The organism is Cellulomonas sp. EB106-03-03-XG116, assembly GCF_058792015.1.
Genome location: NZ_JBYTEP010000053.1, coordinates 1 through 14071, shown reverse-complemented (window position 1 = coordinate 14071; position 14071 = coordinate 1). Strand labels below are relative to the sequence as shown.

Sequence of the window (14071 nt, the reverse complement as noted above, 5' to 3'; positions counted from 1 at the left end):
GGGACCTCCGGGCCGGGCGCGCGTGGTGCCGGGGCGTGCGTCGGGCGTCAGTCCTCGCGGCCCGCGCCGACCGTGGTCCAGGCGACGACCGCCGGGGTGACCAGGAGGCCGCCGACGACGACCGCCAGCACCAGCACCGCGACCGACCAGACGGCGACCTCGACGCCGAGCCAGCCGACCGCGAGCACGACCAGGAGGATCTGCACCGTCATCACCGGCGCGCGGCCCCAGCGGTGGCCCTGCAGCAACGCCCGGCCCGCCCCGCCCAGCACGGCCGCGATGCCCGCCGCGAGGAGCACCAGGAACACCACCGGCCCCGGCATCGACGTCCCGCGGACGAGCGCCACGACGAGCGCCCCGGCGATCACCGCCACCGCGAGGGCCTGGAGGAGCACGAGGCCGGCGAGCAGCCGGACGGCGCCCGGAGCGGACGCCCGGGGCGGCTGGGGGGTGGCGGATCCGGTCACGCCGCCGACCCTACGCGCGCCGCGGGTGAAAGCGCGGCGGCGTCCTCGCAGGTCCCGGCGGCGGGCTCGCCGGGACCAGGGACGATGGTCCCGACGACCGGACGGGTTGGCGCCCGGCGACCCGGTGGGAGTACGGTGCGGCCAAGGCGTTCAGGGTGCACACAGATGTGACAGACGCCTCAGTCGTCACGCGCAAGAAACCTGCGCGTAACCCCTTGTGCGCCCTCCGGCGGCCATGTGAATCTTGTACTCAGCAGTTCGATTCCCCCGAGCGCCGACGCTCACGCCCCCCGCCTTCTTCCGTGCGTCGGACGTGTGCTCGTGCTCCCATGCCGCCCAGCCCCCTGGTCGCGGCATGCCCCCGTGCTGAGGAGTGTTTCGATGGATTGGCGTCACCAGGCAGCGTGTCTGACCGAGGACCCGGAGCTGTTCTTCCCGATCGGCAACACGGGCCCCGCCCTGCTGCAGATCGAGGAGGCCAAGGCCGTGTGCCGCCGGTGCGACGTCGTCGACACCTGCCTGAAGTGGGCGCTGGAGTCCGGCCAGGACGCCGGCGTCTGGGGCGGGCTGTCCGAGGACGAGCGCCGCGCCCTCAAGCGCCGCACCGCCCGGCAGCGCCGCGCGGGCTGACCCGCACGCAGCACGTCCGACGCCCGCCGCGCCCCTCCCTCCGGGGCACGGCGGGCGTCGTCGCGTCCGGCCTCGGACGCCCCCGCCGAGTCGCCACTCCGCGCCTCTGCGCGGGCGCCGACCCCCAGACCGCTCGCGCAGACTCGGCGAAGAGCGCGGGGCGAAGGGCCGCGTGGGCGGCGCGGCGAGGGCTCGGCGGGAGGGCTAGGCGACCGTGGCCGCGGCGTCGCGGCCCGGGGTGCGGAGCGTCGCGCGCAGCGTGACCTGCGTGCCCCCGCCGTCCCGCGGGGCCCACGCGATCGAGCCGCGGAGCTCGTTGGTCACCAGGGTCGAGACGATCTGCGTGCCGAGGCCGGTTCCCGGGCCCGCGCTGCTGCCGGCGGAGTCGGCGGGGATGCCGGCGCCGTCGTCCGCGACCGTGACCGTGAGGTCGTCCTCGACGCGCTCGGCGTTCACCTCGACCGACCCGTGGTCCCGCCCGGCCAGCCCGTGCTCGACGGCGTTGGTCACCAGCTCGGTCAGCACGAGCGCGAGCGCGGTGGCGTCCTCGGCCGACACCGGCCCGAACGTCCCGCGCACCAGCGTCCGCACGGACGCCCCGGCCGACGCCACGTCCGCGGCGAGCCGCAGCGACCGGCCGACCAGCTCGTCGAACTGCACGGTCTCGTCGAGCGTCTGGGACAGCGTCTCGTGCACCAGCGCGATCGTGGCGACCCGGCGCATGGCCTCCTCGAGCGCCGCGCGGGCCTCGGGCACGTTCATCCGGCGGGCCTGGAGCCGCAGCAGCGCGGCGACGGTCTGCAGGTTGTTCTTCACGCGGTGGTGGATCTCGCGGATCGTCGCGTCCTTGGTGATGAGCTCCCGCTCGCGGCGGCGCAGCTCGGACACGTCCCGGCACAGCAGCACGGCGCCGATCCGCTCGCCCTCCTCGGACAGCGGGACCGCACGCAGCGAGAGCGCGACGCCGTGCGCCTCGATGTCGGTGCGCCACGGCGCGCGGCCCATGAGCACGAGCGGCATCGACTCGTCGACCGGGGAGTTCTGCTCGACGAGGTCGGCGACCACCTCGACCAGCGACCGGCCGACCAGGTCGTCCATCGCGCCGAACCGGTGGAAGCAGGACAGGGCGTTCGGGCTGGCGTACAGCACCTCGCCCTCGGAGTTGAGCCGCACGAGGCCGTCGGCGACGCGGGGCGCGCCGCGGCGCGGGCCGGTCGCGGCGTTCGTCATCGGGAACTCGCCGCGGGCGATCATCCCCATGATGTCGTCGGCGGCCTCGACGTAGTTCAGCTCGAGGCGGCTGGGCGTGCGGGCGCCGCCGAGGTTGGTCTGCCGGGCGATGACCGCGATCGCCCGGCCCTCGTGCACGACCGGCACCGCCTCCTCGCGCACCGCGTACGACCCGAACCAGCGCGGCTCCCGCGACCGCTGCGCCCGGACCTCGCTCAGCGAGCGCTCGAGCTGCGGGCGCTGCCCCTCGGGCGCGCGCGAACCCACGACGTCGTCGTAGTGCACGGTCGCGCCGGTGCTGGGCCGGGCCTGGGCGATGGCCACGAAGTCGCCGTCGTCGGTGGGCAGCCAGAGCACGAGGTCGGCGAACGCGAGGTCCGAGATGACCTGCCAGTCGCCGACCAGCAGGTGCAGCCACTCGAGGTCCGCGGCGTCGAGGTGGGTGTGGCGCTGCGCGAGCTCGCTCAGGGTGGACACGGCCCCAGGGTACGGCGCACGACGGGCCCCGCCCGGGCCCGTCCCACCCCGCGGCACGTGACGCGGCCCACGCCCGTCGCCGGACCGGGGCGCGCGGGCCCGCGCGGGCGGATACTGTCGTCGGACCGCACTCCCCCGCGGCCGCCCGCGCACCTCGGAAGGACCCGAACGCCGTGCACCTGCAGGTCACCGTCCCCGTGCCGACCGACCCCCGCACCGCCGGGACGATGCTGGCCGACCCCGTGTACGTCCGCGCGAAGGTCATCGCCAGCGGCGCCGAGGTGCTGCACGTCGACGTGGCCCCCGCCGAGGACGGCGCGCTCACGGTGACGACGCGGCGCGCGCTACCGACGGACCAGATCCCCGCGAACGTCCGCGCGTTCGTCGGCTCGACGCTCGAGGTGCGCCAGGTCGAGGCCTGGGAGCCCGCCGCCGCGGACGGCAGCCGCACCGGGACGGTCGCGGTCGAGATCGCCGGCGCCCCGGTCCGGCTCACCGGGACGGTGGCCCTCGCGGCCGCCGACGGCGGCTCGTCGATCACCTACGACGGCGAGCTCAAGGCGAACGTCCCGCTGTTCGGGTCGGCGGTCGAGCAGGCCGCGGCCAAGGCGGTGCGCGGCGCCCTCGACGCCGAGGCCGGCGTGGCGCGCGAGTGGGTCGCCGGCTCGCGCGAGGCGTAACGATTCCGTAACGCGCTCGGCGGCCGCACGTCGCTGACCTGCGCGGATGCTGTCGTGGGACCGCTTCCACACCCGTTTGCCCACCGGCTCGCTTGACTTCTCCGACCCCCGGACGACAAGGTGCCTGACATGGCGTGAGAGCGCTCCCGCAGTACGTGGTGGGAGCGGTCCCACGACGGGCGCCGGTGCCGGCGACCCGACGGGAGCGGCGACGTCGCCGCGGATGACGAGGGAGTCACAGTGCGCAGGAGCACGCGCAAGACCTGGGTGGCCGTGGCCGGAGCGGCGAGCGTCGCCCTGCTGGCGACGGCGTGCGGCGGCGGGTCGGACGACGCCGCTGGCGACGAGGGCTCGGACGGTCAGATCACCCTGACCATCTCGACCTTCAACCAGTTCGGCTACGAGGACCTCCTCAAGCAGTACGAGGAGGAGAACCCGGGCATCAAGATCGAGCACAACAAGTTCGGCAAGTCCGACGACGCCAAGGAGCAGTTCCAGACGGCGCTCGGCGCCGGCTCGGGCCTCGCGGACGTCGTGGGCGTCGAGGTCGACTGGCTGCCGCAGATGATCCAGTACTCGGACCAGTTCACCGACCTGAGCAGCGACTCGGTCGAGGGCCGCTGGAACAAGTGGACCACCGACCAGGCCACCACCCCCGACGGCGCGCTGCTCGGCTACCCGACGGACATCGGCCCGGAGGCCATCGCCTACCGCTCCGACCTGTTCGCCGCCGCGGGCCTCCCGACGGACCGCGAGGCTGTGGCCGAGCTGTTCGGCGGCGACGACGCCACCTGGGACGACTTCTTCGCGGTCGGCGACCAGTTCATGGCCGCGGGCACCGGCCCGGCGTTCTTCGACTCCGCCGACGCGCTGGCCCAGGGCATGATCAACCAGGTCGAGGTGCCCTTCGAGGACCCCGACTCCGGCGAGATCATCGCGCTCGACAACCCCGAGATCCGCGACATCTACGACACGATCCTGTCGCACGAGGACCAGTCCGCCGGCCTCAAGCAGTGGGAGACCGACTGGACGAACGCGTTCCAGAGCAACGGCTTCGCGGTCGCGCTGGCCCCGGCCTGGTTCCTCGGCAACATCGAGGGCAACTCGGCAGGCGTCGAGGGCTGGGACATCGCCAACGTCTTCCCCGGCGGCGGCGGCAACTGGGGCGGCTCGTTCCTCGCCGTCCCGACGATGTCGAAGCACCCGGAGGAGGCCAAGGCGCTCGCCGACTGGCTGACCGCCCCGGAGCAGCAGCTCGCGGCGTTCAAGGTCAACGGCAACTTCCCGAGCCAGATCGAGGCGCAGCAGTCGGACGAGCTCCAGGGCATGACCCGCGAGTTCTTCAACGACGCGCCGACCGGCCAGATCTACACCGACCGGGCCGCGGCCATCTCCGTCGCGCCGTTCAAGGGTGAGAACTACTTCACCATCCGCACCGGCCTGTCGGACGCCTTCAACCGCGTCGACGTCGACAAGTCGATGACCCCCGACGAGTCCTGGAAGGGCTTCGAGGACGCGGTCGCCGCGATCGGCTGACCCCACCGGGCCGGGCCGCCGGGACTCCCCGGCGGCCCGGTCCGTCGCGCGGGCACCACCCGCGCCCGCACCGCACGACCCCGGCCCGCCCGCACGAAGGATCCCCATGGCCACCCAGACGGCGCCCCCCAGGGGCGCGGCACCGCGCAGCGACGACGACCGCGCGCCCCGGAAGATCGGCTTCAAGCAGACGCTGGGCCGCTGGGACGTGAAGGTCTCGCCCTACCTCTACATCTCGCCGTTCTTCCTGCTGTTCGCGGTGGTCGGCCTGTTCCCGCTCCTCTACACCGGCTGGGTCTCCCTGCACGAGTGGAGCCTCATCGGCGGCCAGGGCGACTTCGTCGGCCTCGACAACTTCACCTTCGTGCTCGGCCAGACGTTCTTCTGGAACTCGCTGCGCAACACCTTCAGCATCTTCCTTCTGTCCACGGTGCCCCAGGTGATCGCCGCCCTCGTCATCGCCGCGATGCTGGACGCGAACCTCCGCGCGAAGACGTTCTGGCGGATGGGCGTGCTGCTGCCGTACGTCGTCGCCCCGGTCGCCGTCGGCCTGGTGTTCTCGCAGATGTTCGCCGACGGCTCGGGCATGATCAACTCCCTGCTCGGCCAGATCGGCATCGACCCGATCGGCTGGCACAAGGACGCGTTCGCCTCGCACATCGCCATCGCGTCGATGGTCAACTTCCGCTGGACCGGCTACAACGCGCTGATCCTGCTGGCCGCCATGCAGGCGATCCCCCGCGACATGTACGAGGCCGCGACGCTCGACGGCGCGAACCGGGTCCGGCAGTTCTTCTCCATCACCGTGCCGATGGTCCGCCCGACGATGATCTTCGTGATCCTCACGTCGACCATCGGCGGCCTGCAGATCTTCGACGAGCCGCGCATGTACGACGCGACCGGCCTCGGCGGGTCGAACGGCCAGTGGAAGACCGTGACGCTCTACCTGTACGAGCTGGGCTGGAACAAGCAGCAGCTCGGCCGGGCCGCGGCGGTCGCCTGGCTGCTGTTCCTCATCATCATCATCTTCGCGCTCATCAACAACTTCCTGACCCGGCGCATCGCCTCCGCCGACGACATGAGCCGCACCGCGAAGGCCGCCCGCAAGCAGAGCCGCCGCGCCTCCCGCGACCTCGCCCGCCGGGTCAAGCAGACGTCCGACGCCGCGGTCCCCGCGGCCGCACCGATCGAGGTGGACCCCCGATGAGCGCCCCGTCCGTCCCCGTCATCGCGCAGACCGCCGGCAAGGGCGCGGCCCGCGCGGCGCAGCGCAAGCGCAACAAGACCAACGGCGGCGCCGACCGCCGGCCGGGCTGGGTGACCTACGTCGTCCTCGGCGCGTTCCTGCTGGTCTCGGCCTACCCGCTCTACTACACCTTCCTGCTGTCGTCCTCGACGTCGGCCGAGGTGGCGCAGAACCCGGTGCCGTCCCTGATCCCCGGCGGCGAGTTCCTCACGAACCTGCAGCGCGTCTTCGACGCCGACATCGACCTGGTGAAGGCGACCGGCAACTCGCTGGTCGTCGCCGTGATCACCAGCCTGTCCGTGGTGTTCTTCTCGACGCTCGCGGGCTACTCGTTCTCCAAGCTCCGGTTCCGCGGCCGCGGCCCGCTGCTGGTGTTCGTCATCGCGACGATGGCCGTACCGACCCAGCTCGGCGTCGTCCCGCTGTACATCGTCATGCGCGAGCTCGGCCTGACCGGCAACCTGCTCGCGGTGATCCTGCCGGCGATGGTGACCGCGTTCGGCGTGTTCTGGATGACCCAGTACCTCGACTCCGCGCTCCCCTACGAGCTCATCGAGGCCGCCCGGGTCGACGGCGCGTCCATGTTCCGCACGTTCTGGTCGGTGGCGCTGCCCGCGGCCCGGCCGGCGGCGGCGATGCTGGCGCTGTTCACCTTCATCACCTCGTGGACGAACTTCTTCTGGCCGTCCATCGTGCTCGGCAACCAGAACCCGACCCTGCCGGTGGCCCTGAAGCTCCTGCAGGCCGGCTTCTTCCAGGACCTGCCGCTCATCATGGCCGGCGTCGTCCTGTCGATCATCCCGCTGCTCCTGCTGTTCGTCGTCGCCGGCCGCCAGCTGGTCGCGGGGATCATGGCCGGGGCCGTCAAGGGCTGACCGCTACGCTTCGCGCGGGGCCCGTCCGCGGGCCCCGCGCAGGGGCGCGCGTCCGCCGGTGCCCCTGCACGGGCACCACCCGACCGTCACGAGGGGGCGATCCACCGTGATCGACCAGTCCGCCATCCCGTCGGCGACCCACCCGGCACCGACCCTCGAGCAGGTCGCGCTGCGCGCCGGCGTCTCCCGGTCCACCGCGTCGCGCGCCATCAACGGCGGCGACCGGGTGTCGCCCGAGGCCATGGAGTCCGTCGCCGCGGCGGTCGCCGACCTGGGCTACACGCCGAACCGCGCCGCGCGGTCGCTCGTCACACGGCGCACCGACTCGGTCGCGCTCGTCGTGCCCGAGCCGGACGAGCGCGTGCTGTCCGACCCGTTCTTCGCCGGCGTGCTCAACGGGGTGTCCACCCCGCTCGCGCTGGCCGACCTGCAGCTGCTGCTCGTCATCGCGCGGCCCGGGGAGTCCGAGCGCACCGCGCGGTACCTGCGCGCCGGGCACGTCGACGGCGCCATCGTGGTGTCGCACCACCGGGACGACGCCATCGACCGGGCGCTGCAGGCCTCCCGGCTGCCGACCGTGTTCATCGGCCGGCCGCTCGTCGGCGGCGAGGCGGCGGCGGTCGTCGACACCGACAACCTGCGCGGTGGGCGGATCGCGACCGAGCACCTGGTCCGGCTGGGCCGCCGCCGGATCGCGACCATCGCCGGCCCCGCCGACATGTCCGCCGGCATCGACCGGCTCGCCGGGTGGCGCGCCGCGCTCGCCGAGGCGGGCCTGCCGGACGACGCCGTGGTGCACGGCGACTTCACCGTCGACGGCGGGGCGGCCGCGGCGCGCGAGCTGCTCGAGCGGTTCCCCGACCTCGACGGCATCTTCATCGCGTCCGACCTCATGGCGGCGGGAGCGCTGCCCGAGCTCGCCGAGGCCGGGCGGGCCGTGCCGGGCGACGTGGCGGTGGTCGGCTACGACAACTCGGGCCTGGCCACGACCACCAAGCCGAACCTCACGACCGTGACGCAGCCGGTGATCGCGATGGCCCGCGCGGCGGGCGAGGAGCTGGTGGCGCAGCTGCAGGGCCGGCACGCGCGCACCGAGGCGCAGGTGTTCGAGCCGGAGCTGGTGGTCCGCGGCTCGGCGTGACGCCGGCGCCGCCGAGCGCCGCGCCGCGTCGCGTCGCCGAGTGCCTACGAGACGTGACGAGTGCCTATCCGCCGGATAGGCACTCGTCACGTGTGCTGTGCACTCGCCGGATGGCCCGGCGGGCGGCGGTCGGCGGCCGGCCGTCAGCGGGTCGGGTCGACGTGGCCGAACCGGTGCCGGGTGCGGGACACCGCCTGCTCGCGCACGACCGTCATCAGCTCCCGGCGCCCGCTCGCGACGACCGGCGCGTCGAGGACCGTCACCTCGCCCGTGCGCGTGACCGCGGCGGCGCGCAGCCCCGGCGCCGACCCGACGACGCGCACCCGCCCCGACACCTCCCCCGCGGCCACCCGCAGCGCGAACGCGTCGTCGCCCTCCTCGGCCGCACGGCTCACCGTGACCGGCACGCCGGCGGTCCGCGCCGCCGAGAGCACGCGCATCACGTCGCGCTCGCGCCCGTCGGTCCCGACCCGGACGGTCAGGTGCGGGACCGGGCGGTGCCGGAGCGCGTTCTCCTCGGACGCCAGCCCGGACGGGTCGTGCGCGGTGCCGAGCTCGTCGGACCAGACCCGCGCGTCGTCGGCGTGCGCCCACGCCAGCCAGGCCTCGTCGTCGAGCGCCGCGACCTCCGGGGCGTCGGACCACGCACCGAGCTGCGCGACGTAGGACGGGCCGCCTGCCTTGGCGCCGGGGCCGACGACCGAGGCCTTCCAGCCGCCGAACGGCTGCCGCTGCACGACCGCCCCGGTGATGTGCCGGTTCACGTACGCGTTGCCGACCTCGACCCGGTCGAGCCAGTGCGCGATCTCGGCCTCGTCCAGCGAGTGCAGGCCGCCGGTCAGGCCGAGCGCGACGGCGTTCTGCACCGCGATCGCCTCGTCCAGGGTGTCGACCCGGATCACGCCGAGCACGGGGCCGAAGCACTCGGTGAGGTGGAACCAGGACCCGGGCCGCACGCCGTGCTTGACGCCGGGCGTCCACAGCCGGCCGACCTCGTCGAGCCGGCGCGGCCGCACCAGCCACTCCTCGCCCTCGTCCAGGGTGGTCAGCGCGCGGAGCAGCTTGCCCGACGCCGGCTCGACCAGCGGGCCCATGGTGGTGCCGAGGTCGTCGGACCAGCCGACGCGCAGCGACGACACCGCGTCCGCGAGCTGCCGGCGCAGCCGGTCGGACCTGCCGGCCGAGCCGACGAGGATCGCCAGCGACGCCGCCGAGCACTTCTGGCCCGCGTGCCCGAACGCCGAGCGCACCAGGTCGGCGACCGCCAGGTCGACGTCGGCGGACGGGGTGATGATCAGGGCGTTCTTGCCGGAGGTCTCGGCCAGCACGTCGAGATCGGGGCGCCAGCCGGCGAACAGCTGCGCCGTCTCCAGCGACCCGGTCAGCACGACCCGCGCCACGTCCGGGTGCGTGACCAGCCGGCGGCCGACCTCGCCCTCGGGCGACAGCACGACCTGCAGCGCGGCCTCCTCGACCCCCGACGCGTCGAGCGCCCGCTGGATCGCCGCGCCGGCGACCCGCACGCACCGCGGGGTCTGCGGCGCCGGCTTGATGAGCACGGGCGACCCGGCCGCGAGCGCCGCGAGCACCGAGCCGACCGGGATGGCGACCGGGAAGTTCCACGGCGGGGTGACGACGGTGACGCCGCGCGGCCGGAACACCGCACCCGGGACGCGCCCGTCGGCGAGCTCCTCGGCGCGGTCCGCGTAGTACCGGGCGAAGTCGACCGCCTCGCTGACCTCGGGGTCGGCCTCGGCGACGGTCTTGCCGCCCTCGTGCACCATCGTCGCGACCAGGTCGCCGCGGGCGGCCTCGAGCTCGTCGGCGGCGCGGCGCAGCACGGCGGCGCGCTCGGCCGGGGTCCGGGCGGACCACGCGGGGGCGGCCGTGACGGCGCGCGCGACGACCGCGTCCACCTCGGCCTCGGTCCCGACCTCGACGGCGCCGGCCGGGGGCTCGACGTCCGCGGCGACCAGGCGGGCGGCCCAGTCCCGGGACTCGGCGACGGCGGGGTCGGTGTCGGCGGCGTTCCGGAACGCGCCCGGCTCGGGCGACGGCGCCCCGGGGTCGCGCGGCAGCCGGCGGCGCTCGACCGGCACCCGGTCGGCGCCCGCGACCGACGCGAGGAACGCGTCCTCCTGGGACGCGATCCCCTCGTCCGGGCCGTCGCCGCCGGCGAACAGCGCGTGCAGGAAGTTCTGGTGCGCGGCGTTCTCCTCCAGCCGGCGCACCAGGTAGGAGATCGCGACGTCGAAGTCCTGCTTCGCGACCACCGGCGTGTAGAGCAGCACCTGGCCGACCTCGCGCTGCACCGCGCGGGCCTGCGCCGGGGCCATGCCCTGCAGCATCTCGATGTCGAGCGCCTCGGACACGCCGCGGTGCTCGGCGAGCAGGTGGGCGTAGGCGACGTGGAACAGGTTGTGGCTCGCGACGCCGACGCGCAGCGCGGACGTGCGCGCGGGGTCGAGCGCGCGCCGCACCAGCCGGACGTAGTGCGCGTCGACGTCGGGCTTGCCGGCGTACGGCGCCTGCGCCCAGCCGTGCAGCTCCGCCTCGACCTGCTCCATCGCGAGGTTGGCGCCCTTGACCAGCCGCACCTTGAGGCGCGCGCCGCCCGCCTCGACCCGGCGCCGGGCGATCGCGGTGATCTCCTCGAGCGCGGCGGAGGTGTCGGGCAGGTACGCCTGCAGCACGATGCCCATCTCGGCACCGCGCACCTGCGGGTCGTTCACCAGCTCGTCGAACACCCGCACGGTCAGGGCGAGGTCGCGGTACTCCTCCATGTCGAGGTTGAGGAACGTGCCGCTCGCGGCGGCGGCCCGGTACAGCGGGCGCAGCCGCTCGACGACCCGCCGCACGCTGCCCTCGGTGTCCCAGGTCGACAGCTGGCTCGCCACGGCCGAGACCTTGATCGACACGTAGTCGACGTCCGGGCGGGCGGCGAGCTCGGCGACGCGGTGCAGCCGGCGGTTCGCCTCGTCCTCGCCGAGCACGGCCTCGCCGAGCAGGTTGAGGTTGAGCCGGAAGCCCTCCTTCCGGGCGCGCGCCAGGTGCGGGCCGAGCCCCGGGCCGGCGTCGGCGACGAGGTGGCCGACGAGCTGGCGCAGCCGGATCCGCGCCGCGGGCACGACGGCGGCCGGCAGCAGCGGGGCGACCTTCGCGCCCACGCCGAGCAGCGCCCGGTCCACACCGCCGAGGAACGCCGCCGCGTCGGACGCGCGCTCCCCGAGGCCGGCGAGCTCGGCCGCGGCGACCCGGGCGTCCTCGGGGCGGGCGACCCGGTCCACGAACCGCACCGCGAGCTCCAGGCCGGCGGGGTCGGCGACCAGCGCGGCGAGCCGGCCGGTGGCGCGGCGCTCGGCGGGGGTCTCGTCCGCGGCCGTCGCGGCCATCCAGCGGTGGGCGAGGTCCACCGCGTCCCGGGTCAGGTGCTCGGGGGCGGGCGTCGCGGCGTCGGCGGCGGCGGCCGGGTCCTGGGTCGTCGTCATGGCGGGATCCTTCCCGAGCGCCCCGCGCCCCGTCTTGCACGGATCGGCCGGGCCACCGGGCCCGATCCGTGACACGTGCCCGTCACGCGCAGCACCTACGCTGCCCCCGACATGGAACGCCGTCCACCCCACCTCGCCGCGACCCCCGCCGCGCCCGCAGCCCCCGCCGCGACGCCCGCGCCCGCAGCCGACGCCGCCGCGCGCGCCCTGCTCCGCGCCCTCACCCCCGCCCTGCTCCGGCTGTGCGACGACCTGACCGGCACGATGTTCTGCGCCAAGGACGTCACCGGCCGGTACGTGGTGGTCAACGACGCGTTCGTCCGCCGCACCCCGGAGCGGTCGCGCAGGACCGTCGTCGGCCGGACCGCCGCCGAGCTCTTCCTCCCCCACCTGGCCGAGCGGTACGACGCCCAGGACCGCGACGTGCTCGCGACGGGCCGGGCGCTGCACCGCGAGCTCGAGCTGATCCGCCGCCCCGGCGGTCCGCCCGGCTGGTACCTCACGTCGAAGGAGCCGGTGCGCGACGACGCGGGCGCGGTCGTCGGGCTGGTGAGCATCTCGCAGGCGCTGCGCGCAGGCGACGCCGACGCGGCCACCGTCGACGCGCTGTCCCGGGTGGCGGCGTTCGTGCAGGGGCGGCTGGCGGACCCGCCGACGGTCGCGGATCTCGCCGAGGCGGCGGGCTGCTCGCCGTCGACGCTCGACCGGCGGGTGCGCCGGGTGTACGCGCTGTCCCCGCAGCAGTACGTGCTGCGCGCGCGGGTCGACCACGCGGCCGCGCTGCTCGGCGGGTCGGACCTGCCGCTCGCCGAGGTGGCCGCGGCGGCCGGGTTCTACGACCAGGCCTCGTTCACCCGGACGTTCGGCCGGCTGACCGGCGAGACGCCGGCGCAGTTCCGGCGGGCGGTGGGGGCGCTGGTCCCGCCGCTGGTCGCGCCGCTGCCGTGGCCCCGGGCCGCGGGCTGAGCCACGATGGACGCATGACTGACTCGAAGATCCCCGCTGTGCCCACGATCACGCTCAAGGGCGGCGAGATGCCGCTGCTCGGCCTCGGCACCTGGCAGTCCGAGGGCGGCGACGCCGAGCGCGCCGTGGTCGCCGCGCTCGAGCTCGGCTACACGCACGTCGACACCGCCACCGGCTACGGCAACGAGGCCGAGGTCGGTCGCGCGCTGTCCCTGGTCGACGTCGACCGCGACGCCGTGTTCGTCACCACCAAGCTGCCGCCGGACCACGCCGGGCGCGAGCGCCAGACGCTGCACGAGTCGCTGGCCGCCCTCGGCACCGACCACCTCGACCTGTGGCTGATCCACTGGCCGCCGAACAAGCAGGCCACCCCGGCCACCTGGGAGCAGTTCATCGCCGCGCGCGACGAGGGACTGGTCCGGTCGATCGGCGTGTCCAACTACTCGATCGCGCAGATCGACGAGCTGATCGCCGCCACCGGCGAGGCGCCCTCGGTGAACCAGATCCCGTGGAGCCCGGGCGACTTCGACGCCGACCTGCTCGCGGCGCACGCGGAGCGCGGCGTCGTCGTCGAGGGGTACAGCCCGTTCAAGCGGACCGACCTGGACGACCCGGTGCTCACCGCGATCGCCGAGGCGCACGGCGTCAGCACCCGCCAGGTCGTGCTGCGCTGGCACGTGGACCACGGGATCGTCGTCATCCCGAAGTCGACGAACAAGGACCGCATCGCGCACAACCTGGAGGCGCTGCAGTTCACGCTGTCCGCCGACGAGCTGGCGCAGATCGACGGCCTGGGCGGCAAGTGACGGAGCCCGACGCGACGCGCGACCCCGGGACGCCCGCCGGGGGCTCGCCGTCGGTCCCCCCGCCCGCGACGCGCCGCGAGGCCCGGGCGCGGGCGGCCGCCGCGACCGCGCCCGCCGGTGATGCCGACCCCGGCACCGAGACGCACGCCGTCGTCACCACCGGCCCCTCCCCCGCGCGCCGCTACGGCCGCGGCCGGGGCGTGGTCGCCGCCGCCACCAGCGCCGTGCTGGTCGCGGCCGTCGCGATCGTGGGCGTGCAGCTGCACGCGGCCGACGAGCGCGCGGCGGAGGCGGAGCAGCGCGCCGAGGCGATCGGCCTCACCGCCGAGCTGTCCGCCGCCGAGGACGACTTCCTGGCCGAGCAGCGCCGCACAGCCGACTCCGAGGCGTCCCGCCGGTCGACCGAGGCCGTCCGGGTCGCCCGCGAGCAGGCCGCCGCGGAGGAGGCCGCGCGGGTCGCCGCCGAGCAGGCCGCGGCCGAGGCGGCCGCAGCCGAGGCCGCCCGCGCCGCGCAGGAGCAGGCCGACGC

At 75.0% G+C, this 14071-nt stretch carries 11 protein-coding genes and 1 pseudogene; 9 read left to right on the top strand and 3 right to left on the bottom strand.

Annotated elements, in window-relative coordinates:
• Positions 1-47: 47 nt before the first annotated feature.
• Positions 48-467: a hypothetical protein gene (locus tag AC3WUG_RS16280; protein WP_492328624.1), complete on the bottom strand. Its 420-nt coding sequence runs from the start codon at positions 465-467 to the stop codon at positions 48-50.
• 381 nt (positions 468-848) lie between these two features.
• Between AC3WUG_RS16280 and AC3WUG_RS16275 the strand changes: the two genes are divergently transcribed.
• Positions 849-1097, top strand: coding sequence for a WhiB family transcriptional regulator (locus AC3WUG_RS16275; protein ID WP_147794125.1), 249 nt, complete (start codon positions 849-851; stop codon positions 1095-1097).
• Positions 1098-1301: 204 nt separating this feature from the next.
• Here the strand turns inward: AC3WUG_RS16275 and AC3WUG_RS16270 are convergent, their stop codons facing one another.
• Entirely contained in the window at positions 1302-2804 is a 1503-nt protein-coding gene (locus AC3WUG_RS16270) for a sensor histidine kinase (RefSeq protein WP_492328623.1), read from the bottom strand.
• Positions 2805-2977: 173 nt separating this feature from the next.
• Between AC3WUG_RS16270 and AC3WUG_RS16265 the strand changes: the two genes are divergently transcribed.
• The 5 genes from AC3WUG_RS16265 to AC3WUG_RS16245 all read left to right on the top strand — a co-directional run bounded on the left by AC3WUG_RS16265 (position 2978) and on the right by AC3WUG_RS16245 (position 8282).
• Positions 2978-3484, top strand: a complete 507-nt coding sequence (locus AC3WUG_RS16265; RefSeq protein ID WP_492328622.1) for a DUF2505 domain-containing protein — start codon at positions 2978-2980, stop codon at positions 3482-3484.
• Positions 3485-3724: 240 nt separating this feature from the next.
• A complete protein-coding gene (locus AC3WUG_RS16260; RefSeq protein WP_492328621.1) occupies positions 3725-5020 on the top strand; it encodes an ABC transporter substrate-binding protein in 1296 nt (431 codons plus the stop codon).
• A 106-nt stretch (positions 5021-5126) separates the two neighbouring features.
• Positions 5127-6227 carry a carbohydrate ABC transporter permease gene (locus AC3WUG_RS16255; RefSeq protein WP_492328620.1) on the top strand — a complete coding sequence of 367 codons (1101 nt, stop codon included), beginning with the start codon at positions 5127-5129 and terminating at the stop codon, positions 6225-6227.
• On the top strand, positions 6224-7141 hold the full coding sequence (locus tag AC3WUG_RS16250) for a carbohydrate ABC transporter permease (RefSeq protein ID WP_492328619.1): 918 nt from the start codon (positions 6224-6226) through the stop codon (positions 7139-7141). Before AC3WUG_RS16255 ends, AC3WUG_RS16250 begins: the two co-directional genes overlap by 4 nt.
• 106 nt (positions 7142-7247) lie before the next feature.
• Positions 7248-8282: a LacI family DNA-binding transcriptional regulator gene (locus AC3WUG_RS16245; RefSeq protein WP_492328618.1), complete on the top strand. Its 1035-nt coding sequence runs from the start codon at positions 7248-7250 to the stop codon at positions 8280-8282.
• Positions 8283-8425: 143 nt separating this feature from the next.
• On the opposite strand, the gene AC3WUG_RS16240 is transcribed toward AC3WUG_RS16245, so the two are convergent.
• Positions 8426-11770 (bottom strand): proline dehydrogenase family protein, encoded by a 3345-nt coding sequence (locus tag AC3WUG_RS16240; protein ID WP_492328617.1) that lies wholly within the window; start codon positions 11768-11770, stop codon positions 8426-8428.
• Positions 11771-11881: 111 nt separating this feature from the next.
• Here AC3WUG_RS16240 and AC3WUG_RS16235 point away from each other — a divergent pair, with 111 nt between their 5' ends.
• The 3 genes and pseudogenes from AC3WUG_RS16235 to AC3WUG_RS16225 all read left to right on the top strand — a co-directional run.
• Positions 11882-12736, top strand: a complete 855-nt coding sequence (locus tag AC3WUG_RS16235) for a helix-turn-helix transcriptional regulator (RefSeq protein WP_492328616.1) — start codon at positions 11882-11884, stop codon at positions 12734-12736.
• 14 nt (positions 12737-12750) lie between these two features.
• Complete coding sequence (locus tag AC3WUG_RS16230; protein WP_492328615.1) at positions 12751-13542, top strand: aldo/keto reductase; 792 nt, start codon at positions 12751-12753, stop codon at positions 13540-13542.
• Positions 13539-14071 (top strand): annotated as a pseudogene (locus AC3WUG_RS16225) (hypothetical protein); the annotation flags it as partial. The gene AC3WUG_RS16230 and the pseudogene AC3WUG_RS16225, both read left to right, overlap by 4 nt.

Excerpts from the sequence above, each read along its gene's own strand:
- AC3WUG_RS16275 (WP_147794125.1), top strand. The coding sequence starts at position 849 with ATGGATTGGCGTCACCAGGCAGCGTGTCTGACCGAGGACCCGGAGCTG.
- AC3WUG_RS16230 (WP_492328615.1), top strand. The coding sequence starts at position 12,751 with ATGACTGACTCGAAGATCCCCGCTGTGCCCACGATCACGCTCAAGGGC.
- AC3WUG_RS16250 (WP_492328619.1), top strand. The coding sequence starts at position 6,224 with ATGAGCGCCCCGTCCGTCCCCGTCATCGCGCAGACCGCCGGCAAGGGC.
- AC3WUG_RS16240 (WP_492328617.1), bottom strand. The coding sequence starts at position 11,770 with ATGACGACGACCCAGGACCCGGCCGCCGCCGCCGACGCCGCGACGCCC.
- AC3WUG_RS16255 (WP_492328620.1), top strand. The coding sequence starts at position 5,127 with ATGGCCACCCAGACGGCGCCCCCCAGGGGCGCGGCACCGCGCAGCGAC.
- AC3WUG_RS16235 (WP_492328616.1), top strand. The coding sequence starts at position 11,882 with ATGGAACGCCGTCCACCCCACCTCGCCGCGACCCCCGCCGCGCCCGCA.